The sequence below is a fragment of the Duganella sp. SG902 genome (assembly GCF_013376005.1).
In the GTDB taxonomy this organism is placed as follows: domain Bacteria; phylum Pseudomonadota; class Gammaproteobacteria; order Burkholderiales; family Burkholderiaceae_D; genus Rugamonas.
The window spans coordinates 242759-267233 of sequence record NZ_JABMJK010000004.1; the positions used below are offsets into that span (position 1 = coordinate 242759).

At 64.0% G+C, this 24475-nt stretch carries 21 protein-coding genes; 15 read left to right on the forward strand and 6 right to left on the reverse strand.

The annotated features are described in order from the left end of the window. Positions 1–40 precede the first annotated feature (40 nt). Genes FHW83_RS10465 through FHW83_RS10500 form a run of 8 tightly spaced genes read left to right on the forward strand, consistent with a single transcriptional unit; the run spans position 41 to position 11208 of the window. The gene (locus FHW83_RS10465; protein ID WP_373997196.1) at positions 41–1411 is read left to right on the forward strand and encodes an NAD(P)-dependent oxidoreductase; all 1371 of its coding nucleotides are present in this window, start codon (positions 41–43) and stop codon (positions 1409–1411) included. Further along, entirely contained in the window at positions 1411–2706 is a 1296-nt protein-coding gene (gene preA / locus FHW83_RS10470) for an NAD-dependent dihydropyrimidine dehydrogenase subunit PreA (RefSeq protein WP_218106239.1), read from the forward strand. The genes FHW83_RS10465 and preA overlap by 1 nt, the downstream gene beginning before the upstream one ends. 49 nt (positions 2707–2755) lie before the next feature. Beyond that, on the forward strand, positions 2756–4240 hold the full coding sequence (locus tag FHW83_RS10475) for an NCS1 family nucleobase:cation symporter-1 (protein ID WP_176646301.1): 1485 nt from the start codon (positions 2756–2758) through the stop codon (positions 4238–4240). 10 nt (positions 4241–4250) lie between these two features. Beyond that, positions 4251–5645, forward strand: coding sequence for a dihydropyrimidinase (gene hydA, locus FHW83_RS10480; RefSeq protein ID WP_176646302.1), 1395 nt, complete (start codon positions 4251–4253; stop codon positions 5643–5645). A 10-nt stretch (positions 5646–5655) separates the two neighbouring features. Beyond that, positions 5656–6882 (forward strand): Zn-dependent hydrolase, encoded by a 1227-nt coding sequence (locus tag FHW83_RS10485; protein ID WP_176646303.1) that lies wholly within the window; start codon positions 5656–5658, stop codon positions 6880–6882. A gap of 59 nt (positions 6883–6941) precedes the next feature. Beyond that, entirely contained in the window at positions 6942–8615 is a 1674-nt protein-coding gene (locus FHW83_RS10490) for a GGDEF and EAL domain-containing protein (protein WP_176646304.1), read from the forward strand. Between the two features lie 8 nt (positions 8616–8623). Further along, the gene (locus tag FHW83_RS10495) at positions 8624–9817 is read left to right on the forward strand and encodes a hypothetical protein (RefSeq protein WP_176646305.1); all 1194 of its coding nucleotides are present in this window, start codon (positions 8624–8626) and stop codon (positions 9815–9817) included. After that, positions 9817–11208, forward strand: coding sequence for a tetratricopeptide repeat protein (locus FHW83_RS10500; protein ID WP_176646306.1), 1392 nt, complete (start codon positions 9817–9819; stop codon positions 11206–11208). The genes FHW83_RS10495 and FHW83_RS10500 overlap by 1 nt, the downstream gene beginning before the upstream one ends. Here FHW83_RS10500 and FHW83_RS10505 read toward each other — a convergent pair. Next, the gene (locus tag FHW83_RS10505; protein ID WP_176646307.1) at positions 11156–12049 is read right to left on the reverse strand and encodes an SDR family oxidoreductase; all 894 of its coding nucleotides are present in this window, start codon (positions 12047–12049) and stop codon (positions 11156–11158) included. The two genes, FHW83_RS10500 and FHW83_RS10505, sit on opposite strands and share 53 nt — an antisense overlap. 96 nt (positions 12050–12145) lie before the next feature. On the opposite strand from FHW83_RS10505, the gene FHW83_RS10510 reads away from it, so the two are divergent. Beyond that, on the forward strand, positions 12146–13057 hold the full coding sequence (locus tag FHW83_RS10510; RefSeq protein WP_176646308.1) for an AraC family transcriptional regulator: 912 nt from the start codon (positions 12146–12148) through the stop codon (positions 13055–13057). Here FHW83_RS10510 and FHW83_RS10515 read toward each other — a convergent pair. Both FHW83_RS10515 and FHW83_RS10520 read right to left on the reverse strand, forming a co-directional pair. Continuing rightward, positions 13045–14796: an allantoate amidohydrolase gene (locus FHW83_RS10515; protein WP_176646597.1), complete on the reverse strand. Its 1752-nt coding sequence runs from the start codon at positions 14794–14796 to the stop codon at positions 13045–13047. The two genes, FHW83_RS10510 and FHW83_RS10515, sit on opposite strands and share 13 nt — an antisense overlap. Positions 14797–14868: 72 nt before the next feature. Beyond that, positions 14869–15807, reverse strand: coding sequence for a LysR substrate-binding domain-containing protein (locus FHW83_RS10520; protein WP_176646309.1), 939 nt, complete (start codon positions 15805–15807; stop codon positions 14869–14871). 117 nt (positions 15808–15924) lie between these two features. Between FHW83_RS10520 and FHW83_RS10525 the strand changes: the two genes are divergently transcribed. Genes FHW83_RS10525 through FHW83_RS10535 form a run of 3 tightly spaced genes read left to right on the forward strand, consistent with a single transcriptional unit; the run spans position 15925 to position 18827 of the window. Next, positions 15925–17133, forward strand: coding sequence for a urate hydroxylase PuuD (locus FHW83_RS10525; protein ID WP_176646310.1), 1209 nt, complete (start codon positions 15925–15927; stop codon positions 17131–17133). Positions 17134–17143: 10 nt separating this feature from the next. After that, the gene (locus tag FHW83_RS10530) at positions 17144–18376 is read left to right on the forward strand and encodes a M20/M25/M40 family metallo-hydrolase (RefSeq protein WP_176646311.1); all 1233 of its coding nucleotides are present in this window, start codon (positions 17144–17146) and stop codon (positions 18374–18376) included. 1 nt (position 18377) lies between these two features. Then, complete coding sequence (locus FHW83_RS10535; protein ID WP_176646312.1) at positions 18378–18827, forward strand: thioesterase family protein; 450 nt, start codon at positions 18378–18380, stop codon at positions 18825–18827. Here the strand turns inward: FHW83_RS10535 and FHW83_RS10540 are convergent. Further along, a complete protein-coding gene (locus tag FHW83_RS10540) occupies positions 18814–19527 on the reverse strand; it encodes an ABC transporter substrate-binding protein (RefSeq protein WP_176646313.1) in 714 nt (237 codons plus the stop codon). The two genes, FHW83_RS10535 and FHW83_RS10540, sit on opposite strands and share 14 nt — an antisense overlap. Before the next feature lie 113 nt (positions 19528–19640). On the opposite strand from FHW83_RS10540, the gene FHW83_RS10545 reads away from it, so the two are divergent. From FHW83_RS10545 to FHW83_RS10555, 3 genes are read left to right on the forward strand one after another with little or no spacing between them, the layout of a single operon-like run. Further along, positions 19641–20909: a paraquat-inducible protein A gene (locus FHW83_RS10545; protein ID WP_176646314.1), complete on the forward strand. Its 1269-nt coding sequence runs from the start codon at positions 19641–19643 to the stop codon at positions 20907–20909. Next, positions 20902–22524, forward strand: a complete 1623-nt coding sequence (locus FHW83_RS10550) for an intermembrane transport protein PqiB (protein WP_176646315.1) — start codon at positions 20902–20904, stop codon at positions 22522–22524. Before FHW83_RS10545 ends, FHW83_RS10550 begins: the two co-directional genes overlap by 8 nt. Next, positions 22521–23165, forward strand: coding sequence for a membrane integrity-associated transporter subunit PqiC (locus FHW83_RS10555; RefSeq protein WP_229224120.1), 645 nt, complete (start codon positions 22521–22523; stop codon positions 23163–23165). The genes FHW83_RS10550 and FHW83_RS10555 overlap by 4 nt, the downstream gene beginning before the upstream one ends. On the opposite strand, the gene FHW83_RS10560 is transcribed toward FHW83_RS10555, so the two are convergent. Together FHW83_RS10560 and FHW83_RS10565 are read right to left on the reverse strand one after the other, a co-directional pair. Then, a complete protein-coding gene (locus tag FHW83_RS10560) occupies positions 23162–23461 on the reverse strand; it encodes a DUF971 domain-containing protein (protein ID WP_176646316.1) in 300 nt (99 codons plus the stop codon). The genes FHW83_RS10555 and FHW83_RS10560 overlap by 4 nt on opposite strands. After that, positions 23458–24471, reverse strand: a complete 1014-nt coding sequence (locus tag FHW83_RS10565; protein ID WP_176646317.1) for a HEAT repeat domain-containing protein — start codon at positions 24469–24471, stop codon at positions 23458–23460. The genes FHW83_RS10560 and FHW83_RS10565 overlap by 4 nt, the downstream gene beginning before the upstream one ends. Between the last annotated feature and the right edge of the window lie 4 nt (positions 24472–24475).

Here is a 24475-nt window from a genome sequence, read left to right on the forward strand (position 1 = left end):
TTCGCCGGAATGACGATCTTCTCAGCAAACGCCAGGAACTATCATGATCGAATCACTCAGCCACATGCCAAAGTCGAAGGAATCCAACGACTCGCTGGCGAAACACTTCACCGACCTCGCGCCCGCGTTGAGCGCGCGGCAGGCCGCCATCGAAAGCGCGCGCTGCCTGTATTGCTACGACGCGCCCTGCACGCGCATCTGCCCATCGGAGATCGATGTGGCCAGCTTTATCCGCAACATCCACGATGAGAACATCAACGGCGCGGCCGCCGGCATCCTCACACAGAACATCCTCGGCGGCAGCTGCTCGCGCGTCTGTCCGACCGAGATCCTGTGCGAGGACGCCTGCGTGCGCAACCACGACGCCGAAGGTCAGCCGGTGAAAATCGGCCTGCTGCAGCGCTACGCCATTGACAACATGAAGTTCGAGCAGCACCCGTTCAAGCGCGGCCCATCGACCGCCAAGAAGATCGCCGTGGTTGGCGCCGGCCCTGCGGGCCTGTCCTGCGCGCACCGCCTGGCCATGCTGGGCAACGAGGTGGTGATCTACGAGTCGAAGGAAAAGTCCGGAGGCCTGAATGAATACGGTATCGCCAAGTACAAACTGACCGATAACTTCGCGCAGAAGGAAGTCGAATTCCTGCTGCAAATCGGCGGCATCACTATCAAGCATGGACAAACGCTGGGTGTGAACGTGCAGCTGAAAGACCTGCACGCCAACTACGACGCGGTATTCCTTGGCCTTGGCCTCGGCGCCAGCAAGCAACTTGGCCTGACCGGCGAGGACGCCCCGGGCCTGCTGGCCGCTGTCGACTACATCGCCGCGCTGCGCCAGTCGGATGACCTGAGCCAGCTGCCGGTGCCGTCGCGCGCCATCGTCATCGGCGCTGGCAACACCGCCATCGACATGGCGGTGCAGATCCAGCGCCTCGGCGCGGAGGAGGTGACGCTGGTCTATCGCCGCAGCTTTGAATCCATGAGCGCGACCGAACACGAACAGCACATCGCAAAAGAGAATCAGGTCCGCATGCGTACCTGGGCGCAGCCGCAGCAAGTGCTGCTGGACGAGGCGGGCCGTGTACGCGGCATGCGTTTCGAGAAAACGGCGGTGGTGAACGGCCGCCTGGCCGGCACCGGCGAAACCTTCGAGATCGCGGCGGACGCCATCTTCAAGGCCATCGGCCAGAGCATGGACGAAACGAGCATCAGTGATCCGCTGGCGAAAACGCTGAAACGCGACGGCGACAAAATCCACGTCGACGATCAGTTCCGCACCGTCCTGCCGCGCATCTACGCCGGCGGCGACTGTGTGGCGCCCGGACAGGATCTGACCGTGCAAGCGGTCCAACATGGCAAGCTGGCGGCGCACGCCATCCATGCCGATATCAACGGTCTGAAGGAGGCTGCATAATGGCTGACCTGAGCATAGAATTCTGCGGCATCAAGTCCATCAATCCGTTCTGGCTGGCCTCCGCGCCGCCGACGGACAAGGCCTACAACGTGGTGCGCGCATTTGAAGCGGGGTGGGGCGGCGTGGTGTGGAAGACGCTGGGCGAGGATCCGGCCGCCGTCAACGTGTCGTCGCGTTACTCGGCGCACTACGGCAAGAACCGTGAAGTCCTCGGCTTCAACAACATCGAGCTGATTACCGACCGTTCGCTGGCGATCAACCTGCAGGAGATCACGCAGGTGAAGAAGGATTGGCCTGACCGTGTGATCATCGTCTCGCTGATGCTGCCTTGCGAGGAGCGGCTGTGGGCCGACATCCTGCCGCTGGTGGAAGCCACCGGCGCGGACGGCATCGAACTGAATTTCGGCTGCCCGCACGGCATGCCGGAACGCGGCATGGGCGCGGCGGTGGGGCAGGTGCCGGAGTACGTGGAGATGGTCACGCGCTGGTGCAAGCAGAACACCAGGCTGCCGGTGATCGTCAAGCTGACGCCCAACATCACCGACGTGCGCGCCCCGGCGCGCGCGGCCAAGGCGGGCGGCGCGGACGCGGTCTCGCTCATCAACACCATCAACTCGATCACGCATCTGGATCTTGACCAGATGGTGGCCTTCCCGATTGTTGGCGGCGCCAGCACGCACGGCGGCTACTGCGGTTCGGCGGTGAAGCCGATCGCACTCAACATGGTGGCCGAGATCGCGCGCGATCCGCAGACCGCCGGCCTGCCGATCTCCGGTATCGGCGGCATCGGCAACTGGCGCGACGCGGCGGAGTTCATGGCGCTGGGCTCGGGCTGCGTGCAGGTCTGCACCGCCGCCATGCTGCACGGCTTCCGCATCGTCGAAGAGATGAAGGACGGCTTGTCGCGCTGGATGGATCAGAAGGGCTATCAGTGCATCAGCGATTTTCAGGGCAAGGCGGTGCCGAACACCACCGACTGGAAATACCTCGACATGAACTACAAGGTGATCGCGCAGATCAACCAGGACGACTGCATCAAGTGCGGCCGCTGCTACGTCGCGTGCGAAGACACTTCGCACCAGTCGATCAACCAGTTGATCGACGCGGCCACCGGCGCGCGCACCTATGAAGTCAACAAGGAGGAATGCGTTGGGTGTAATCTGTGCGAGATCACCTGTCCGGTGCAGGGCTGCATCACCATGGTGCCGCAGGATACCGGCAAGCCCTATATGAACTGGACGCAGGACCCGCGCAATCCGCGCGCGGAAAACGTCAAGGTGGCGGAGACGGCTTAGGTACGAAACTTGCAACGATAAAGGCATACAAACCTTTTTGGAGAACGCCTTGAGCACAGAACCATCTGGCAGCACGCAACTCTGGAATGAAGACCTGGCGCCGACCACCGCGGCACAGCGCACCTGGCGCTGGTATCACTTCTCCGCGCTGTGGGTCGGCATGGTGATGTGCATCCCGGCCTACACCTTGTCGGCCAGTCTGATCGAAGGCGGCATGTCGGGTTATCAGGCTGTGCTGACAGTGTTCCTGGCCAACGCCATCGTGCTGCTGCCGATGCTGTTGATCGGCCACGCCGGCACCAAGTACGGCATTCCGTACGCGGTGCTGGCGCGCGCTTCCTTCGGTACTTCCGGCGCGCGCCTGCCGGCGCTGATGCGCGCCATCGTCGCCTGCGGATGGTATGGCATCCAGACCTGGTTCGGCGGCTCGATGATCTATACCCTGCTGGGCGTGATGGCGGGCGGCGATATCGGCGGCGACAAAATCGCCGGCCTTGGCATCAATGGCGGCCAGCTGCTTTGCTTCCTGGCTTTCTGGGCCATCCAGTTCTACTACATCGTGCACGGCATGGATGCGATCCGCAAGCTGGAGACCTACACCGCGCCGCTCAAGATCGTGATCTGCTTCGTGCTGCTGGCGTGGGTGCACAACAAGGCCGGCGGCTTTGGCGACCTGCTGTCGGCGCCTTCGCAGTTTGTGGAAGGCGGCAGGAAGGCCGGCCAGTTCTGGTCCGTGTTCTGGCCTTCGCTGACCGCCATGGTGGGCTTCTGGGCCACGCTGGCGCTGAACATTCCCGACTTCACCCGCTTCGCCAGGACCCAGCGCGATCAGGTGATCGGCCAGACGGTCGGCCTGCCTGTGCCTATGGGCCTGCTGGCGGCGCTGGCGGTGATCGTGACCTCGGCCACCGTGGTCCTGTACGGCAAGGCGATCTGGGATCCGGTCGACCTGTCGAGCCGCATGACCGGCGTGGCGGTGCTGGTGGCCTTGCTGATCCTGCTGATCGATACGGTGTCGGTGAACCTCGCCGCCAATCTGGTCGGCCCGGCCTACGACTTTTCCGCGCTGGCGCCTAAGCGCATCAGCTACAAGACTGGCGGCTACATCACGGCGGGCATTGCCATCCTGATGATGCCGTGGAAGATACTGGAGTCCACCCAGGGCTACATCTTCACCTGGCTGATCGGCTATTCGGCTCTGCTCGGTCCCATCGCCGGCGTGCTGATTGTGGATTACTACTTCGTGCGCAAGACGGAACTGAACGTGAGCGAGTTGTATCGCGAAGATGGCCAATACTCGTACGGCAAGGGCTGGAACATCGCCGCGCTGGTGGCGTTCGTGATCGGCGTGCTGCCGAACATCCCGGGCTTCATGAACGCCGCTTTCCCGGCTTCCTTCCCGCATGTCTCGGAAACGTTTAAAACGATTTATACCTATGCATGGTTCGTTGGCATCGCCATCTCGGCCGTGGTGTATGGGGTTATGATGAAAGGGAAGACCGTGTCCGCCGTGCGCGCGCCGGCCCACCCGTAAGGAGACGCTTATGAAAACTATCATCCGTGGCGGCACCGTTGTGAATGCCGATCGCGCCTTTCGTTCCGACGTCCTGTGTGAAGGCGACAAGATCATCGCCGTCGGAGAGAACCTGGAGGTACCCGCCGGCGCCAAGGTGATCGACGCCGGCGGCCAGTACGTGATGCCGGGCGGGATCGACCCGCACACGCACATGAACCTGCCGTTCATGGGCACGGTGACGCAGGATGATTTCTACACCGGGACCGCCGCCGGCCTGGCGGGCGGCACCACCACCATCATCGACTTTGTGATTCCAGCGCCGAAGCAGAACCTGATCGAGGCTTATCACCAGTGGCGCGGTTGGGCGAAGAAGTCGGCCGGCGACTACACCTTTCACGTGGCGATCACCTGGTGGGACGATACGGTGCACCGCGACATGGGCATCCTGGTGAAGGACCATGGCGTCAACAGCTTCAAGCACTTCATGGCGTACAAGAACGCCATCATGGCCGACGATGAAACGCTGGTGAAAAGCTTCCGCCGCTGCCTGGAACTGGGTGCGATGCCAACCGTGCACGCGGAAAACGGCGAGCTGGTTTATCAGCTGCAGCAGGATCTGCTCAAGCGCGGCCTGACCGGGCCAAGTTCGCACCCGTTATCGCGTCCGCCGGAGGTGGAGGCGGAAGCGGCCAACCGCGCGATCGCGATCGCCAACGTGATGAATACGCCGCTGTACATCGTGCACGTGTCCTGTGCCGAATCGCTGGAGGCCATCACCCGTGCCCGCGCGCATGGGCAGCGTGTGTACGGCGAGGCGCTGGCCGGCCACCTGATCGTCGACGACAGCGTGTACCAGAGCGACGATCTGGAATTCGCGGCCGGCCACGTGATGAGCCCTCCGTTCCGCAGCAAGCATCATCAGAAAGCGCTGTGGCAAGGGCTGCAGGGCGGGAACCTGCACACCACGGCGACCGACCATTGCACCTTCTGCGCCGAGCAAAAGGCGGCCGGCAAGGATGATTTCACCAAGATCCCCAATGGCTGCGGTGGCGTGGAAGACCGCATGTCGGTGATCTGGGACGCGGGCGTGAACAGCGGCATGCTGACCCCGTCGGAGTTCGTCAGGATCACCTCCACCAACACGGCGCAGATCTTCAACATCTATCCGCGCAAGGGCGTGATCGCGCCCGGCGCCGATGCGGACGTGGTGGTGTGGGACCCGGAGGCCACGCGCACCATCTCCGCGCTGACGCAGTTCGCCAAGGGCGGCTTCAATGTCTTCGAAGGCCGCACCGTGCGCGGTATTCCCAGCACCACGCTGGCCGCCGGAAACGTCGTGTTCCATCGCGGCGTGCTGATGGCGGTGGAGGGCGCTGGCCGTTACATCAATCGCCCGGCGTTCACGTCAACGTCCGCGCGTTAAGGAGCTTTACATGAAAATTAATGGTGACCGCCTGTGGGCATCGCTGATGGAACTGGCGAAAATCGGCGCGACGGAAAAGGGCGGGGTCAAGCGCCTGGCGCTGACCGATCTCGATAAGCAGGGCCGCGACCTGGTTGTCGGCTGGGGCAGGGAAGCCGGGATGTCGATCACCATCGACCAGATCGGCAACGTCTTCATGCGGCGCGACGGCACGAACAACGCGCTGCCGCCGGTGATGACCGGCAGCCATATCGACACCCAGCCGACCGGCGGCAAGTTCGACGGCAACTACGGCGTGCTGGCCGGCCTTGAGGTGGTGCGCACGCTGAACGATCTCAAAATCAAGACCGAAGCGCCGATCGAAGTCGCCTTCTGGACCAATGAGGAAGGTTCGCGCTTCGTGCCGGTGATGATGGGTTCCGGCGTATTCTGCGGCGCGTTCTCGCTGGAGACGGCCTACGCGGCGAAGGACGTGGAAGGCAAATCGGTCGGCGAAGAGCTGGAGCGTATCGGCTACAAAGGCACGCAGGTGCCGGGCGACCATCCCATCGGCGCCTACTTTGAGACGCACATCGAACAAGGCCCGGTGCTGGAAGACGCCGACAAGGTGATCGGCGTGGTGCCCGCCGTGATGGGCCTTTCCTGGTACGACTGCGTGGTCACCGGCATGGAAGCCCACGCCGGACCGACGCCGATGCATCTGCGTAAAGACGCGCTTCAGGTATCCACCCGCATCATGCAGGAGGTGGTGGCGATCGCCAACCGCTATCCACCATATGGCCGCGGCACGGTGGGCATGGTGCAGGTGTTCCCGAACAGCCGCAACGTGATTCCGGGCGAGGTCAAATTCAGCATCGACCTGCGCAACGTGAACGATGAGCTGCTCAACACCATGCACGAGGAGATGCTGGCCTTCATCGACAAGACGCGCGGCGAAACCGGCTTGAAGATCTCGATCGAGCGTGTGTCCTACTATCCGCCATGCCCGTTCCATCCGGAGTGCGTGGAGGCGGTGCGCAGCGCCACCGCCAAACTCGGATATTCGACCATGGACGTGGTCTCCGGCGCCGGCCACGACGCCATCTACGCGGCGTGGCTGGCGCCGGCCGGCATGATCTTCGTGCCGTGCAAGGATGGCATCAGCCACAATGAAATCGAGGACGCCAAGGCCGAACACCTGGAGGCTGGCTGCAACGTCCTGCTGCACGCCATGCTGGAGCGCGCAAAGGTGGTTTGACCGCGGCGAAGCTGTGGCGCATACTGGTTGCTCCCGACCAGTTCGCCATAGCTTTCACTATGCAAGCACCTCAAAACAGCCAGGTCCACGCCCTGCAGGCGGCGGCGCTGACCGCCACGCTGGAGAGCATTTCGGACGCGGTCCTGATGCTGGGGCATGACTGGGAAATCCGCTACATGAACGGCAACGCCGAACGCCTGACCAAGGTGCAGCGTGCCGACGTGCTGGGACGCTGCCTGTGGGACGTTTTTCCCGAGGCGATCGGCGGCCCTTATTACCAGGCCTACCACAAGGCGGTGGAGACGAATACGCCGGTGACGTTCGAGGAGCACTACGCGCCCTTGGACCTGTGGACCGAGATCCGCGCCTATCCATCCGAGGAAGGGCTGACGATTTATTTTCGCGACATCAGCGAGCGCAAGGCCACGGAGGCGTTGAGTCACCGCATGGCCTTTTACGACAAGCTGACCGGCCTGCCGAATCGCCAGCTGCTGCTGGACCGCCTGTCGCACGCGATGGCGCTCAGCCAGCGCAGCGGGCGCCCCGGCGCGGTGCTATTCATCGACCTCGATCACTTCAAGAGCATCAACGACACGCGCGGCCACGACAAGGGAGATCTGCTGCTGCAACAGGTCGCGGACCGCTTGAACGACGCGGTGCGCAGCTGCGATACGGTGGCACGCTTCGGCGGCGATGAATTCGTCGTGCTGCTGGAGGAAATTGGTGGCGATGCGGTCGCCGGCGCGCGCGAGAGCGTATCCAAACTGCTACAGGCGTTTCACGGGCCGTTCACCATCGACGGTATCGAGCATTACAGCACACCGAGCATCGGCGTGGCCCTGTTTGGCCGTGAGAAGGCCGGTACGGACGACATATTGAAGCGCGCGGACCTGGCCATGTATCAGGCCAAGGCGGCCGGCCGCAATGGCTTCGCCTTCTTCGATCCCGCGATGGAGGCACGGGTGTCGGCGCGCGCGACGCTGGAGGCGGACTTGCGGCGCGCCGTGGCCAATCAGGAGTTCGAATTGCATTACCAGCCCCTGGCCAGCGTTGACGGTGAACTGTCGGGCGTGGAGGCGCTGCTGCGCTGGCGCCATCCGCAGCGCGGGCTGGTCTCGCCGGCGGAGTTTATCCCCATCGCGGAGGAGACCAGCATGATCCTGCGGATCGGCGGCTGGGTGCTGGAGGAGGCTTGCGCCATGCTGGCACGTTGGGCCGGCGACGCCCGCACGGCCGGACTGGATATGTCGGTGAATGTCAGCATGGCCCAGTTCCACCGGCCGGATTTTGTCGAGCAGGTGCTGGCGGTTTTGCGGCAGACCGGCGCGCGGCCGGAGCGTTTGCGGCTGGAGCTCACCGAGAGCCTGCTGCTCAACGACCTGGAAGGGACGATCCAGAAGATGCAGCGCCTGCGTGCCGTCGGCGTGCGCTTCTCGGTGGACGATTTCGGCACCGGCTATTCCTCGCTGTCCTATCTGCACCGCCTGCCGCTGTCGCAATTGAAGATCGACCGCTCCTTCATCTGGGACGCGTTGAAGGAAGGCCATGGCGCCGCCATCGTGCGCATGATCGTCGCGCTGGGCAGGACGATGGGCATGTCGGTGTTGGCCGAGGGCGTGGAAACGCCGGAGCAGCTGTCATTTGTGATGACCGAAGGCTGCCATTATTATCAGGGCTATTTGTACAGCAAACCGCTGCCGGAAGACCAATTGAACTCTTTTCTCTCTCATTGAAGGGCAGCATGTTGAAATACGCATTGGTGATGTTATGTTTATTACCGACGACGGTGTTGGCATGGGATGATACGAATGCGCTGGCAGTAACTTGCAGCTACACGCATTATTCTTCATTTGATCATGAAGAGGCCACGATTGCATGGGGGCCAGAACGCAAAGGAGAAAAAGCGCATGTTCAAAAGTTCATGCGCGCTAAATCAGAAGAGAATACTCAAGTAATTGGTGAACGCGATACCGGTGATTGCATATTCCCTTCTGGACTTCAGGTTCGAATGAAAGTAGACGTAGGCACTGCCGGTCCGGGCATGTGTGGTGGTGATCCCGCAGCCACGATGTCCCTCTGGATTAATCGCCGCAAGGTGGCAACCGAGTGGTTTGCTGGCTACTGTAAAGAGGAAAAGGAACCGGCAGTCAGTTTCAAAATATTGGGCGCCAAGCATCTGCGTGTCGAAAAATGTCACGCGACATGGAAGAAGGACGATATACCTGAACTTTCGGTTTGCATCGATTTGCCTGATCTAAAACGATACCCGATCGATGAATTGGAATATCCTTCGGCAGGGAGTAAGGCGCCGGTCGCTGGCGAGGTGGTTATCCGTTATGGCAAGAACGAGGTTTGCCGTGAGGTGAAAAATGCACTGCATAAGGAATTTACCGTATTTAACTACGGCGCTGACGCGCCCGGAAAATTGCAATGGTTTGAATGGCAGGACAACGAAGTGCGCGTAGCCAAGGATTTTCACGGTTATCAGGTCGGTATATTCGATTTGAACAACGACGGTAGGCTGGACAGGGTGTACGCGCAAAATTACTCGACGAATTATATGATTGGCAATCATCTGCTGGTTCAGTATGGGCAATCCAACACGAAATTAATAGTTCCGGATAACCCATTGGAACGTGCGGTCGCGCTGCCTTGTCATATCGCGAATCAAAATGCGAGCCTTAATGGCTGTGCAGGTTTTGGCGAACGCAGTCCCGACTACGATTTAGCGATCCATGGAACCGGGGCCAAAGACCAGGCCGTATTCAGGGAGCGCTACACGAATTTAACGCCTTTCCGATTTCGTGGTGCTACCTATTTGGCGGTCACTGAAGGCTTGATTGGTAAAGATGGTTATGCTGGTGTGCTTAAGATACGGCCTGATGGAAGCGCCGAGAAGACCTGTCTCCTCGAAAAAATCCGATTCCATATGTGATGAACCATATCGATCCTCACCAAGCTTATCTCGACGGGAATCATCGCATGGCCGCCGGCGACCTTGCCAGGGCCGAGGTTTGTTACCTGGAGACGCTGGCGCAGCAGCCCTGGCACGCGGCGGCACGCGCCAATCTTGGATATCTGAAGGAGCAGCAGGGGGCTGTCGCGGAAGCCGAGTTCCACTATCGGCAGGCGATTGCGCTGATGCCGGATCACGCGCAGTTGCAGCAGAATCTGGGCGCGCTGCTGTTGCGGGAAAAGCGTTTCACGGAATCGGAAGCGGCGATGCGGACGGCGGTGGAACTGGCGCCTGACGAACCATCGGCGTGGAGTCAATTGGGCGTGCTGCTGGTGTGTACGCATCACGAAGATGAGGGCGAGGCATGCTACCGGCGCGCACTGACGCTGCAGCCGGAACATGCGCGGGCGCGCTTCAACCTCAGTTATCTGCTGCTGCGGCAGGCGCGCTTTGAGGAGGGCTGGCGCATGCTGGAGGCGCGCTGGCAGTTCGACCGTTTTCCGCTGTCTTTCGACTGCGCGTTCTGGGAGGGAGAGCCATTGGCCGGAAAATCCATCGTGATCGGGATGGAGGCCGGGCATGGCGATATGATCCACTTCTGCCGCTATGCTCCGCTGCTCAAGGCACGCGGTGCGGCGCGGGTGGATGTGGTGTGTCATCCGGGCTTGCGGCGCCTGTTCGCCACCTTGCCGGGCGTGGATCGTGTGCACGCCTTGGGCGAAGCGCTGCCCGCTGGCTGGGATTACTGGACACGCCCCATGCGCCTGCCGGGACTATTTGGGACGGCGCTGGACAGCATTCCGGCCGATGTGCCCTATCTGAGCGCGCAGCCGGATTTGGTTGGGCGCTGGCGTGAAGCGCTGCCGCGGAACGGTCTGCGGGTGGGCCTGGCCTGGCGCGGCAACGCCAACTTCGAGAACGACGCGGACCGCTCGTTGCCGTCGCTGATGTCGCTCGCCCCATTGGCCGCCGCGCCTGTGCATTTCATCAGTTTGCAAAAGGGCGTGGGCGAGGAAGAGGCGCTGTTGCCGCCGACGGGGATGGAGCTGCATCCCATCGGGCCGCAACTGGCCGACTTCGCGGACACCGCCGCCGTCATCGCTAATCTCGACCTGGTGATCAGCGTGGATACGGCGGTGGCCCACCTGGCTGGCGCCATGGGCAAGCCTTGCTGGCTGCTGCTGCCCGACTATCGCTGCGACTGGCGATGGATGACGGAGCGCGACGACACGCCTTGGTATCCATCCATGCGCCTGTTTCGGCAGCCGCGCGATGGCGGCTGGTCTCCCGTCGTCGCGCAAGTGGCGGCCGCGCTGCTCAGCCTCGGAAGTAGTGCCGCGCCAGATCATCGATCAGATTCGGCCCGGTAGGCGTCCAACCCAGCTGTTGCCGCGTTAGCGCGCTGGACGCCGGGCAGTCGGCGGCGAAGAAGCGGCCCAGGAAGCCAAAGTGTTCTGGCGCTTCCGCCGCCGATATGCTGACCACCGGCAGATTCAATCCTGTGCCGATGGTGGCCGCGATCTCGCGCGTGGCGACGCCTTGTTCGGCGATGGCGTGATACCGCTTGCCTGCCGCACCATGTTCCAGCACCAGCCGGTACAGGCGCGCGGCGTCGAAGCGATGCACTGCCGGCCAGCGGTTTTCGCCGTCGCCGATATAGGCTGACACACCCTTGGCGCGGGCGATATCGACCAGGCGCGGCGCAAAGCCGTAATCGCCATCGCCGTGCACGGAAGGCGGCAGGCGCACCAGCGACGAGCGCACGCCGCGCGCGGCCAATGCCAGCGTCAGTTCCTCCGACGCTGTGCGGTGCTGCGCCGGGCCGCCGAGATCGGGGCCGTCATCCTCCGTGCCGACCACGCCGTGCCTGAGCAGGGCGCTGCCGGAGGTGGTGATCAACGGTTTGCCGGTGCCGGCCAGCGCGTCACCCATGGCGGCGATGGCGGAGCGGTCGGTTTCGCCGGCGGCGTTGAAGTCCTTGAAGTCGTGAATGAAGGCGGTGTGGATCACGCCATCGCAGGCGCGCGCGCCCGCCGCCATGCTTTCGGTGTCCGACAAATCGCCGCGATGTACCGGGACGCCGCGACGGGCCAGCAGCTCCGCGCCCTCCGCGCTGCGCGCCAGTCCCAACACCTCGTGGCCAGCGTCCAGCAATTCAGTGATGACGGCCGAACCCACCCAGCCGGTGGCGCCTGTAACGAATACTCTCATGTCCATCTCCTTGTTCAGATGGGAGCATGATAGTGGCCAGCGGTCGGACGATCCATGCTGTAGAATCCGTATTTTCTTCGTGATCGTCCGAATGCCATGGATCCTTTATCCGACGTCCTGTCCCTGCTCAAGCCGCGCAGCTACGTTGCGGGCGGCTTCGACGTGGGCGGCGAATGGGCGCTGCAGTTTCACCAGCACGAAGGCATCAAGTGCTACGCCATCGTCGCCGGCGAATGCTGGCTGGCGGTGGATGGCGTGGAACAGCCGGTGCACCTGAGGACCGGCGATTGCTTTTTGCTGCCACGCGGGCGTCCGTTCCGTCTCGCCAGCGATCTGTCCCTGCCGAGCGTCAACGCGCTGGAGGTGCTGCGGCAGCGGCGTCTGGGCGGCATCGGCATCATCAACGATGGCGGCGGCTGTCTGCTGGTTGGCGGCCATTTTGTCTTCAATGGCAAGCACACGGGCATACTGCTGGAGGCGCTGCCGCCCATCGCGCATGTGCACAAGGAGTCGGACCGCGAGACCCTGCGCTGGTCCCTGCAACGCCTGGCCACGGAACTGCGCGAACAGCGGCCCGGCCACACCCTGATCGCCCAGCACATGGCGCACATGATGCTGGTGCAGGCGCTGCGGCTGGTGCTGGCGGAAGAAGAGGGCGGCGGGATAGGCTGGCTGTATGCGCTGGCCCATCCGCAAATCGGCGGCGCCATCGGCGCGCTGCATGCCGATCCCGCGCGGCGCTGGACGCTGGAGACGTTGGCGCGGCATGTGGGCATGTCGCGCTCCACGCTGGCGCTGAGATTCAAGCAGACCGTGGGCACGTCGCCGATGGAATACCTGACGCGCTGGCGCATGCTGCTGGCGGGTGACCGCCTGGTGCATTCCAGCCAGGCGGTGTCCGTGATTTCGCAACAACTGGGCTACGAGTCCGACAGCGCCTTCAGCACCGCGTTCAAACGCGTGATGGGCTGCTCGCCGCGCCAGTACGTGCGCGATCAGTCTTTGTAATTGCGCAGGAAGTCCAGCAGCACGCGGGCGGCGATGTCGGCGTCGTCGGCCGTCATGGTCTCCAGCGGATTGTGGCTGATGCCGCCGTTGCCGCAGCGCGTGAACAGCATGGCGACGTCGGTGATGGCGGCCATCGCCATGGCGTCATGGCCCGCGCCGGACAGCAGGTCGAAGCGTGGCAGGCCGGCGCGCTCGATGGCGTCGCCGAACTGCCGCATCAGGCGCGGCGCGCATGGCGCGGCGCTGGCGTCGACGATCTTCTGCACGCTGTATTCGATCTGCCGGCGCGCGCAGATGGCGGCGATGCCGTCCAACACATCCTTCACCGCCGCCAGGCGCACCGTATCGTCGGCGGCGCGGATGTCCAGCGACAGCCTGCATGCGCCGGGAATCACGTTGACCGAGCCACCCGGCACCTGCAACTGGCCGACCGTGCCGACCAGCGAAGGCGCCTGCGCGCAGCGCCGCTCGACCAGTAGCACGATTTCCGCCGCCGCCGCCGCCGCATCCTTGCGCATGCTCATGGGCGTGGTGCCGGCGTGGCTGGCCAGTCCGGTCAGCTCGACCAGATAGCGCGAGCTGCCGGCGATAGCTGTGACCACGCCCAGCGCCAGGTCGCGTTCCAGCAGCACCGGGCCTTGTTCGATATGGACCTCCACGAAGCCCAGCAAGCCGGCCGGATCGCGCGCGATCGCGGGGATGCGCGCCACGTCATGGCCGGCGGCCAGCAACGCGTCACGCATGCTGACGCCATCGGCGTCGGTCTGGTCCAGCAGCGACAGGTCGAAGCGGCCGGTTACCGCCGTGCTGCCGAGGAAAGTGCTCTTGAAGCGCACGCCTTCTTCCTCCGCGAAGCCGACGACCTCAAAGTGGAACGGCAGTTTCTCGCCGCGCTGGTGCAAGTGGCGCACCAGGGCGATCGGCAGCAGGATGCCGAGACGGCCGTCGTACTTGCCACCGTTGCGCACGGTGTCGTAGTGGGAGCCGGTCATCAGCGTTTTTGCGTCCGGCGCGTCCGAGCGGTAGACGCCGACCACGTTGCCGACCGCGTCGATGTGGGCTTCCATGCCGGCGGCGCGCATCCATTCGAGCAGTTGCGCGGCAGTCTGGCGGTGCGCCGGCGTCATGTAGGCGCAGGTGAGTGCGCCGTCGGTGTCATCGCTCCACGCGGCCAGTTCCTCGCTCCATTGCATGATGGCCGGGCCGAATTCCAGCCGCACCGACAGCAGGTCGTTCAGGCGGATTTCCGCGATGCGCTTGATCTGGCGGAGGCATTCCGCGATTTCGTCGGCGCGCTGGTTCTTCAACCGGCGCGTGAAGGTGGCGATGATGTTTTGGCGCGTGAGCCCTTGTCCGGTCGGGCCTTTGACGGCGAGGATGAAGGGAAAACCGAATTTGGCGTTGTAGTCCGCGTTGAGCTGGTGCAGCGTCGCGAATTCCTCCGCGCTGCAAAGGTGCAGGCCGGACTTTGCTTGCTCATTGGTCGATTCGGCCGTCAACTGGCCGGCGACGGCGGCCTTGCCCGCCAGTTCCGGGTGGGCGCGGATCAGGCCAAGTTGCTCATCCAGCGTGGCGGCGCTGACCACGGACTGCAAGGCCAGCTTAAGCGCGGTCTCGTTGGCGAAGGGACGCTGTGCGGCGGCGCGCTCCGGTATCCACGGCGAGTGCTCGTAGATGCCGCGCAGGCGGTCGACGAAGGTGGCGGTATCGCAGCTATTGAGGTCGGAGAGTGTGGTCATCATAGCTCCCATCATAACGCGCCCGCGCCGCCGCGATATATGCGGTATGGCCTAGGGTGTATAAGACTGCGCCTATTTCTGCGCCAGCGCCTTGGCGGCGGCGGCCACCTGGTCGCGTAGCCACTTGTGTTCCGGCGCCTGATGCACGCGCTCGTGCCACAACTGATAGAAGCGCATCGGCGGGAACTTCACCGGCACCGCATAGGTTTTCAGCGGCATCTGCTTTTCGTAGTGGCGTACGAACTGGCTGCCGGTGGTCAGCACCAGGTCGGTCTGCGCCAGCATGTTCGGGATCAGGCCGAAGTAGGCCGATTCCACCATCACGTTGCGCTGCAGGCCCTGGCGCTCCAGGTAGTCGTCGATCACGCCATGGTAGCCGGGCAGGATCTGGGTCGGCGCCACGTGCGGCAGCGTGAGGTAGTCGTCCATCGTCATCTTGTCGCTGGCGGTGCGCAGCGCATACGGGCAGTCGGCGCGCATCACGCAGATGATGGGGTCCTCGAACAGCTTGGACATGTGGAGGTGCTCGGGCGGCTCGTCCCAGTTGGCGATGACCAGGTCCATGTCGCCATCCGACAGCAGGCGCACGTAGTCCACGCCCGGCCCGAGGCCGTGGATTTTCACGCGGCTGTTGGGCGAACCACGGCGCAGCAGCGCAACGAGATTCGGCAGGAACTGGCTGTCCAGGTAATCCGGTGCCGCCACGTGGAACGTGCGCGCTTCCTCCTGTGGCACGAAAGGTGCCTTCTTCAGGAACAGGTTCTCGGTTTCGTCCAGGATGCGCTTTGCTGGTGCAAGCAGGCTTTCTCCATGCTGGGTCGGCACCATGCCGCGCGCGCCGCGCACCAAAAGTGGATCGCCGGTCAGCTCGCGCAGCTTGCGCAGCGAGGCCGAGATCGAGGGCTGCGGTTGATTCAGCTTGAGGGCGACGCGGGAGACGTTTTTCTCGACCAGCAGCAGGTAGAGAATACGGATCAGGTGGAGGTCCAGGTGTTGCGGCAAAGCGGACATGAGAGCGATTGTTTTATACGGGATTGAATATGTCTAATATACTCCAATGTTCATGTGGCAGGAATCAAATCCGTTTATCTTCTGTAAATTAGCCACATCTTTGACCTAGCAAACTACATGGAATACCTGATCCCGTATGGCCTCGAATGGGCCAACCTCCTCGTGCGCTGGCTGCACATCATCACAGGCATCGCCTGGATCGGCGCCTCGTTCTATTTTGTGTGGCTGGATAATTCGATCCGTCCGCCGGCGCCGGGATCGGAGCTGGCGAAGAAGGGCGTGTCGGGCGAGCTGTGGGCGGTGCATGGCGGCGGCTTCTATAACCCGCAAAAATACCTGGTGGCGCCGGCCGAGCTGCCGAAGGAGCTGCACTGGTTTAAATGGGAGGCTTATTCCACCTGGCTGTCCGGCATCGCGCTGCTGACCATCGCCTACTACTTCAACGCGCAAGCGATGATGATCGATAAATCGGTGGCGGATCTGAGCAGCCTGCAAGCGGTCGGCATCGGCGTCGGCACGCTGGTTGTCGGCTGGACGGTGTACGACCTGCTGTGCCGCTCCCCGCTGGGCAAGCACGATGCGGCGTTCGGCGTGGTGATCTTCGCGCTGATCACCGCCGCCGCGTATGGGCTTACCCATGTGCTGAGCGGCCGCGCCGCCTACATCCACGTGGGCGCCTTGATCGGCACCATCATGGTCGGCAATGTGCTGATGCTGATCATTCCCGGCCAGCGCAAGATGGTGGAGGCCATGTCGGCCGGGCGCATGCCGGACCCGGTGCACGGCCAGAAGGCCAAGCAGCGCAGCGTCCACAATAACTACTTCACGCTGCCGGTGCTGTTCATCATGATCAGCAACCATTACGCGATGACTTACCGGAACGAGCACGCGTGGCTGGTGCTGGCCTTCATCATGGCCGCCGGCGTGTTCATTCGCCACTTCTTCAACCTGCGCCACAAGGGCCGCGTGGAATTGCGCTATCCGGCCATCGGCGTGGCGCTGCTGGCCGCCGTGGCGGTGGCGATCGCGCCGGCCAAGCCGGTGGCGACAGCGCCCGCGGCCGATCCGGCGGCGGCATTCGCCAAGGTGAAAGCGGTGATCGACGCGCGCTGCCTGGCCTGCCACGCCGCGCATCCAACCCAGCCTGGCTTCGCGGCGGCGCCGCTGGGCGTGGCCTTCGACACGGCGGACCAGGTCCACCAGAACGCCGAGAAAATCTACAAGCAGGTGGTGCAGACCAAGGCCATGCCGCTGGCTAACCTGACCAATATGACCGAGGCCGAGCGCGCGCAGATCGCCGCCTGGTACGAATCCGGCGCAAAATGAAGGAACAGAAATGAGCACAGTAAAAGTACAACTGGCGCAATGGATCGACGAGCACTTCGACGAGGAAGTCGGCGTGCTGCAGCAACTGCTGCGCGTGCCCACCGATACCCCGCCCGGCAACAACGCGCCGCATGCGGACGTGGTGGCCGACCTGGTGCAAGGCTACGGCTGGACCGCCGAGAAGCACGCCGTGCCAGAGCGGACGGTGCGCGATTACGGCATGGAGAGCATCACCAACCTGATCGTGCGCCGTCCTTACGCGGCGGGCGGTCCGACGGTTGCGCTCAACGCGCACGGCGACGTGGTGCCGCCGGGCGACAACTGGACCTATCCGCCTTACGGCGGCGTGGTCGATAACGGTTTTATCTACGGCCGCGCGGCGGCGGTATCGAAGTGCGACTTCGCCACCTACATTTTCGCGGTGCGCGCGCTGGAGGCGCTGGGCGTGCCGCTCAAGGGCGGACTGGAACTGCACTTCACCTATGACGAGGAATTTGGCGGCCTGCTCGGGCCGGGCTGGCTGCTGGAGCAAAAGCTGACCAAGCCGGATTATGTGATCGCGGCGGGCTTCAGCTACAACATCGTCACCGCGCACAACGCCTGTCTGCAGCTGGAGATCACGGTGCACGGCAAGTCGGGACACGGCGCCATGCCGGAGACCGGCCACGACGCCTTGCAGGCGGCCACGCGCATCCTGAACGCGATCTACGGCCAGCTGCCGGAACTGAAAAAGATTAAATCCAGGATCGCCGGCATCGATTCTCCAACCATGCTGGTGGGCCGCATCGACGGCGGCACCAACACCAACGTGGTGCCGGGTAAAGTGGTCATGAAAATGGACCGCCGCATGATACCGGAAGAGGATCCGGTGGAGGTGGAAGCGCAGGTGCGGGCGCTGATCGAGGACGCGGTGCGGGGTGTGCCCGGCATCACGCTGGAAATCAGGCGCCTGTTGCTGTCGCACGCGCTGCGCGAGCGTCCCGGCACCGAGAAGCTGGTCGCCAGCATTCAGCAGAACGCCCAGACCTTCATCGGCGAGACGATCCCGGCGCAAGGCACGCCGCTGTATGCGGACGCGCGCCTGTACGGCGAGCATGGCATCCCGGCGGTGCTGTACGGCGCCGGCCCGCGCACCGTGCCCGAGTCCAACGCCAAGAAGGCCGATGAACGCCTTAACCTGGAAGATCTGCGCAAGGCGACGAAGGTGGTAGCATGCACCTTGTTCGACTTCCTTGGAGCGTGACATGTTCTCGAAAAAGCTGATGGCCGGCTGGGGCGATATGGACTTCAACAGCCATATGCGCAATACCGCGTTTCTCGATAAAGCCGGCGACGTGCGCATGCTGTTCCTGTCCGAGCATGGCTTCCCCATGAGTGAATTCATGCGCCTGAATATCGGCCCGGTGGTGATGAAGGACGAAATCGGCTACGTCAAGGAAGTGCTGCTGCTGGAGGAAATCACTGTCACCCTGTCGCTGGCCGGACTGGCGGAAGACGGCAGCCGCTGGATCCTGCGCTCGGACATCATCCGCCCGGACGGCAAGCTGGCCGCGCGCGTGAACAGCACCGGCGGCTGGCTGGACCTGGGCGCGCGCAAGCTGATCGCGCCGCCGCCGGCATTGATGGCGACCTGGCAGATACTGGAAAAGACCGACGACTTCCAGCAGCTGCCGTCCAGCGTCAAGGTGAAGTAAAGTACTTTTTCTGCAGCCTGGCCTTGAGGCCCTGCGCATTCAGCCGCCTGACCGCTTCCGTGATGGATGGCGCCAGCGCGGCGTAGTCCTTGCCGAGGTAGATGTAGAGATGGAGCTCGTCCAGCGGCCGGCTGAGGCTTCCCTGTGGCAGCAGCGCCCTGGAATCGGGGCCGAGGGCGCCGTCGTCGAACACGCAAGCCTGATCGCGCCCGTTCAGCACCATCTGCAAGCAGGCCTGCACGGTTTGCACATCATGCGCTTGTACGCCCGGCTGCAAGGCCTCCAGTTTTTTCTGATAGTAGTAGACTCCGCGCTGGTAGCTGACGGTGCGCGCCCTGGCTGGCAGCGCATGCCAGCTGCTGACCTGCGGCTGGCCGGCCCGCGTGAACGCATAGCTGCGCAGCGTGATGAAGGACTCTTCCACGCGCCGGTATTCCGGGTGTTTGTCGTGGTATTCGCGCACCCGTCCCAGTTCGCCGACAATGCTGCCGTCGGCCAGCATGGCGGCGCCGCGCCGGCCGGGCAGGCTTTGCAACTGGCAGCGCTGACGGATCTCGGCGCACAGGGATTGCAGATACTCGTTGTTGTAGGCGTAGGCGAAGGAGCTGGGATCGTGGGTGGTGCCGAAGATCAGTGTGTCTGGGCCCTGCGCCAGGACCGGGGCCGGTCCGGGCAGTGCAAGGGCAAAGGCTAGGGCCAACAATATGCGCCGCCGCTGGGGCATAGGCTGTCTCCTGGTTGAAATCGTGCTCCATGATAGCCGAACCGGCTTTGCCGTATTATATGGCTCATTCCCGCTATAACGGTCACCCTGTGCATCGATACGACTTAATCAGCTGCCACGATTGCGGCGTGTTGCATCAACGCCGCCCGCTGCGCCCGCGCGAAAAGGCGCGCTGCGTGCGTTGCCGCTCGGTCCTGTATCGCGGCATCCATTCCGACGCCAGCCGCATGGCCGCCATCACGCTGGCGGCGGTGTTCACCTTCCTGATCGCGCAGTTTTTCCCCATCGTCGAGCTGGAGGTGGGCGGTTACAGCAGCAGCGCCACGCTGTTGGGCGCCATCCGTGTGCTGTGGATGGAAAAGATGCAGCTGGTGGCGGCGACCGTGTTCGTGTTCACCATCCTGCTGCCGGCGGTGGAACTGGGCTCGCTGTTGTACGTGACCCTGTCCTTGCGTGGCGGCCAGCGGCCGCCTGGCTTTGATCATCTGCTGCGCGCGGTCGGCCTGGCGCGGCGTTGGGGCATGACCGAGGTGCTGATGATCGGCATCCTGATTACGATCGTGAAGATGACCAGCCTCGCACAGGTGGTGGTCCAACCCGGCCTGTTCGCCTTCGGCGCGCTGACGCTGATGCTGGCGGTGGTGGTGTCGTTCGATCCGAAGATATTGTGGAATATCGGCGAACACCTGCCCGGACCGCGCCGCGTGGCGCAAAAGACCTTTCATTATGCGGCGCTGGCCAAGGGCGCGCCGCTGCTGGCCTGCCACAGCTGCGGACTGGTGGAGTCGCTCAGGTACACGGTGCGGCACCAGTACTGCGCCCGTTGTGGCGCGCGCCTGCATCGCCGCCATCCTGACAGTGTCGGGCGCACCTGGGCGTTCCTGCTGGCGGCGGCCATTCTGTATATCCCGGCCAACCTGCTGCCGGTGATGTACACGCACTCGCTGTTCGGCAAGGAGGACGACACCATCATCAGCGGCGTGGTCTACTTCTGGACCAGCGGTTCGCCGGCGCTGGCGGCGATCATTTTCATTGCCAGCATCGTGGTGCCGGTGCTGAAGCTGGCGGCGCTGGCCCTGCTGGCGTGGACCGCGCAGCGGCGCTCGCGCTGGCGGCCGATGCAGCGCACGGTGTTGTATCGCATCGTGGAGTTTGTCGGCCGCTGGTCGATGCTCGATATTTTCGTCATCACGCTGACGGTGGCGCTGGTGCGCTTCCAGTCGCTGGCGGTGATCACGGCCGGTCCCGGCGCGCTGGCGTTTTGCGCGGTGGTGGTGCTGACCATGATCGCGTCTATGCAATTCGATCCCCGCCTGATCTGGGATCCCATCGATACACATGGAGAGAAGCATGTCTGAAAACGAGAGCGGCGCTCCGCCGCTACCGGAGCCGAACGTGGAAAAAGCCAGCCGCTGGCTGCCGTCGCTGGTGTGGCTGATTCCCCTGCTGGCGGCGGTGATCGGCCTGACGCTGGTGGTCAAGTCGGTGCTGGATCAGGGACCGACTGTGGTCGTCAGCTTCCGCAGCGCGGATGGACTGGAACCGGGCAAGACCAAGGTGAAATACAAGGACGTGGACATAGGCCTGGTGCGCTCCATCTCGCTGGCCAAGGATTTGTCGCGCGTGCTGGTCACCATCGACATGAGCAAGGAGGCCAAGCGCTTCACGGCGGCCGATACGCGCTTCTGGGTGGTCAAGCCGCGTATCGGAGCGAGCGGGGTGTCGGGCCTGAACACGCTGCTGTCCGGCTCCTACATCGGGGTTGACGCGGGCAAGTCGGAAGAGACCAGGACCGATTTCACGGGCCTGGAGAAGCCGCCGCAGGTGACCCGCGACGAGAAAGGCACGATCTATACGCTGCACAGCGACACGCTGGGTTCCCTCGATGTAGGTTCGCCGATTTTTTATCGCCGCATACAGGTGGGGCAGGTCACCGGGTTCGATCTGGAGGATAAGGGGCGCGGTGTGCGGATCTCGGTGTTTGTCAGCGCGCCGTATGACCAGTACGTGGGCAAGAACACGCGCTGGTGGCATGCCAGCGGGGTCGATGCGCGCTTCGACTCCAGCGGCTTCAAGCTGAACACGCAGTCGCTGGCGGCCTTGCTGGTGGGCGGGATCGCGTTTGAATCGGTGAGTGGGCAGAAGCCCGCCTCAGTGGCGCCGGCGGGCGCCGAGTTCGCGCTGGCGGCCGATCAGAGCAGCGCGATGCGCGAGCCGGATGGCGTGCCGATCACCACTGTGCTGTATTTCGACCAGTCCCTGCGCGGCTTGTCGGCCGGGGCGCCGGTTGATTTCCGCGGCATCGTGATGGGCGAGGTGCGCTCGGTCGGCGTGGAGTTTGATCCGGTGAAGAAGAACTTCCGCATGCCGGTGACGGTGGACATGTATCCGGCGCGCCTGGGCCGCAGCTTTGCCCAGACCATCGCCAACGATCAGGAACGCAATGCGGGGCCACAGTTGCTGGAACGCCTGGTGGCGCGCGGCTTGCGCGGACAGCTGCGGACGGGGAATCTGCTGACCGGCCAGTTGTACGTGGCGCTGGACTTCTTCCCGAACGCGGCGCCGGCCAAGGTGGACCTGTCGGCGGAAGTACCGGAGGTGCCGACGGTGCCAAACAGCCTGGATGAATTGCAGACGCAGATTTCCAGCATCGCGCGCAAGCTGGACAAAGTGCCGTTCGATGAAATCGGCAGGAATCTGCGTGACACCTTGAAGAGCGCCGATGTGTTGATGAAGCAGCTGGACGCGCAGGTGGTGCCGGAGATGAAAGGCACACTGGCCGCCGCGCGCAAGACCTTCAACGAGGCGGACCAGCTGTTGCAGAAAGACTCGCCGGTGCAGTCGGATCTGCGCGAGGCATTGCAGCAGTTGACGCAGACCTTGCAGTCGTTGAATGCGCTGTCGGATTATCTGGAGCGTCACCCGGAATCGCTGATACGTGGCAAGCAGGAGAAAAAAGGAGAGCGGAAATGATGCGTGATCGTGTGGGCCTGCGAGGTGGCGCGGTGTGGTGGACGATGGTGGCGCTGGCCGCGCTGAGCGGGTGCGCGAGCGCGCCGCCAGAGCGCTTCTATAGCCTCAGCGCGGGGATGGGCGGCCCGGCGGCCGCGGCCGGCGAGACGGCGAAGACCACGCAGGCGGCGCCGGCGTACTACATCGAGCTGCCGGCGGTGACGGTGCCGCAGCAGGTGGCGCGCAACCAGCTGGTGGTCACCACCGGTGCGGGGCGGGTGGATCTGCTGGAGCAGGAGCGCTGGGTTTCGCCGCCGGCGGCGGAGATCGGTCAAGCCCTGTCGCTGACCATTTCCGGAGAGCTGGGCACCATCGACGTGTTCCGCACGCCCACGCCGGACAAGGCGCCGGTCTACCGCATCAGCGCCAACGTGCAGCGCTTTGAGTCCGCGCCGGGACAGTACGCCTTGATTGACGTGGTGTGGAGCGTGCGCCTGGTCGGCGGCACGCACGTGCTGACCTGCCGCAGCCTGGCGCAGGAGACGGTGGGCGCCGGCTACGACGAGTTGGTGGCCGGCCATCGCCGCGCCGTGGTGCGCATCGGCGCGGATATCTCCAGGGCCGTGCGCGGGCTGGCGGCGGGCGCACAGCCTTCTTGCTAGGCCAGTTCGCGCAGGTACGGCCACGGATAGATGCCGCGTTCGTGGCCATCGCTGAAGACCAGCTGTACGCCGTAGACACCGATCTGGCGGATATCGTCTATGCGCACGTCGGCGCCCGGCGCGGTTGGGGCGAGTTGCATGGCGCCGGTCAGCAGACGGTTGGATTGGCACACGGTGCATTTGCACTGCGCGCGCAACGTGGCGTGCGGCAGTTGCTGCGCCGAGCCGTCATCCCAGACGATATCCAGCACACGGCTCTGGCGGTTGTTGACGATTTCCCGCGGATAGTCGCTCATCGTTGCGCCCCCTGGATCTGTGTGAGCGCGAGGCGCGCGGATTTGCGGACTTCGGGATCGCTGTCATCGGCGGCCACGGTCAGCGTGGGGATGGCGGCGGCGTCGCCCAATTCGCCCAGCGCCAATGCGGATTCCTTGCGCAGGTTGCTGATGGAGTGGGAAAGCGCGGCCATCAGCGCTTCCAGTGCCGGCGCGTGGCGCAGGCGCCCCAGACTGCGGGCGGCGCGCAGGCGCACCTGCCAGTAGGCGTCCTCCAGGGAAGCGATCAGCGCGGCGCCGGCCTGCTGCGCGCCGGCCGGGGACAGGGCGAGTTTACCGAGGGTGGTCGCGGCTTCCTCGCGAACCTGCCAGGCGCTGTCGCGCAGGCCGTCAAGCAGTGCGGCGAGGGCGGACCAGGCGTGGCCGCCGCCGGCGCCGTCCGGCGGGCCGCTGGTGGCGTAGCCGAGGGCGCCGACCGCCGCGCGGCGGACGTCGGCGTCGGCGTCGTGGCTCACGAGACGGGTGAGGGCGGGCAGGGCTTCCGGCTGTTTCAGGTAGCCAAGCACGGCGACGGCCTCGCGGCGAACGCCGGCGTCGGTGTCGTTCAGCGCCGCCAGCGCCGGTGCGTAGCTGCCGGGCGCGCGCAGCTCGCGCACCGCTCGCAGCACGGCGATCCGCACGAAGGCATCCCGATGCGCCGCATGCGGCAGCAGCACGGCCGCCGATGCCGGCTGCTTCAACTCACTCAGCGTGTGCGCCGCCGCTTCCCGCACCTCGTCATCCTCGTCGGTCAGCAGCGTGACCAGTCCCGCCACGCCTTCCAGGCTTTCGAACGCCTCCAGCGCCCGCGCGGCTTCGGCGCGCACGGCGGCGTCGGCGTCCCGCAGCGCGGCGACCAACAAAGGCGCGTGTTCATCGCCGTCGCGGTCCGCGAGATCGAGAACGGCGATACGGCGCACCGCGCCATCCGCATGCTGCAAGCGTTCCCGGAACGCGGCCAATTCGGCATCTTCTTCAAAAATAGTGCTCATGCTT

What these genes read in the sequence shown, in the direction of transcription:
- FHW83_RS10530 (WP_176646311.1), top strand. Translation starts at nt 17,144, where the DNA reads ATGAGCACAGTAAAAGTACAACTGGCGCAATGGATCGACGAGCACTTC.
- FHW83_RS10485 (WP_176646303.1), top strand. Translation starts at nt 5,656, where the DNA reads ATGAAAATTAATGGTGACCGCCTGTGGGCATCGCTGATGGAACTGGCG.
- FHW83_RS10515 (WP_176646597.1), bottom strand. Translation starts at nt 14,796, where the DNA reads ATGACCACACTCTCCGACCTCAATAGCTGCGATACCGCCACCTTCGTC.
- hydA (WP_176646302.1), top strand. Translation starts at nt 4,251, where the DNA reads ATGAAAACTATCATCCGTGGCGGCACCGTTGTGAATGCCGATCGCGCC.
- FHW83_RS10550 (WP_176646315.1), top strand. Translation starts at nt 20,902, where the DNA reads ATGTCTGAAAACGAGAGCGGCGCTCCGCCGCTACCGGAGCCGAACGTG.
- FHW83_RS10520 (WP_176646309.1), bottom strand. Translation starts at nt 15,807, where the DNA reads ATGTCCGCTTTGCCGCAACACCTGGACCTCCACCTGATCCGTATTCTC.
- FHW83_RS10500 (WP_176646306.1), top strand. Translation starts at nt 9,817, where the DNA reads ATGAACCATATCGATCCTCACCAAGCTTATCTCGACGGGAATCATCGC.
- FHW83_RS10525 (WP_176646310.1), top strand. Translation starts at nt 15,925, where the DNA reads ATGGAATACCTGATCCCGTATGGCCTCGAATGGGCCAACCTCCTCGTG.
- FHW83_RS10510 (WP_176646308.1), top strand. Translation starts at nt 12,146, where the DNA reads ATGGATCCTTTATCCGACGTCCTGTCCCTGCTCAAGCCGCGCAGCTAC.
- FHW83_RS10560 (WP_176646316.1), bottom strand. Translation starts at nt 23,461, where the DNA reads ATGAGCGACTATCCGCGGGAAATCGTCAACAACCGCCAGAGCCGTGTG.
- FHW83_RS10505 (WP_176646307.1), bottom strand. Translation starts at nt 12,049, where the DNA reads ATGAGAGTATTCGTTACAGGCGCCACCGGCTGGGTGGGTTCGGCCGTC.
- FHW83_RS10490 (WP_176646304.1), top strand. Translation starts at nt 6,942, where the DNA reads ATGCAAGCACCTCAAAACAGCCAGGTCCACGCCCTGCAGGCGGCGGCG.
- FHW83_RS10535 (WP_176646312.1), top strand. Translation starts at nt 18,378, where the DNA reads ATGTTCTCGAAAAAGCTGATGGCCGGCTGGGGCGATATGGACTTCAAC.
- FHW83_RS10495 (WP_176646305.1), top strand. Translation starts at nt 8,624, where the DNA reads ATGTTGAAATACGCATTGGTGATGTTATGTTTATTACCGACGACGGTG.
- FHW83_RS10555 (WP_229224120.1), top strand. Translation starts at nt 22,521, where the DNA reads ATGATGCGTGATCGTGTGGGCCTGCGAGGTGGCGCGGTGTGGTGGACG.
- FHW83_RS10565 (WP_176646317.1), bottom strand. Translation starts at nt 24,471, where the DNA reads ATGAGCACTATTTTTGAAGAAGATGCCGAATTGGCCGCGTTCCGGGAA.
- preA (WP_218106239.1), top strand. Translation starts at nt 1,411, where the DNA reads ATGGCTGACCTGAGCATAGAATTCTGCGGCATCAAGTCCATCAATCCG.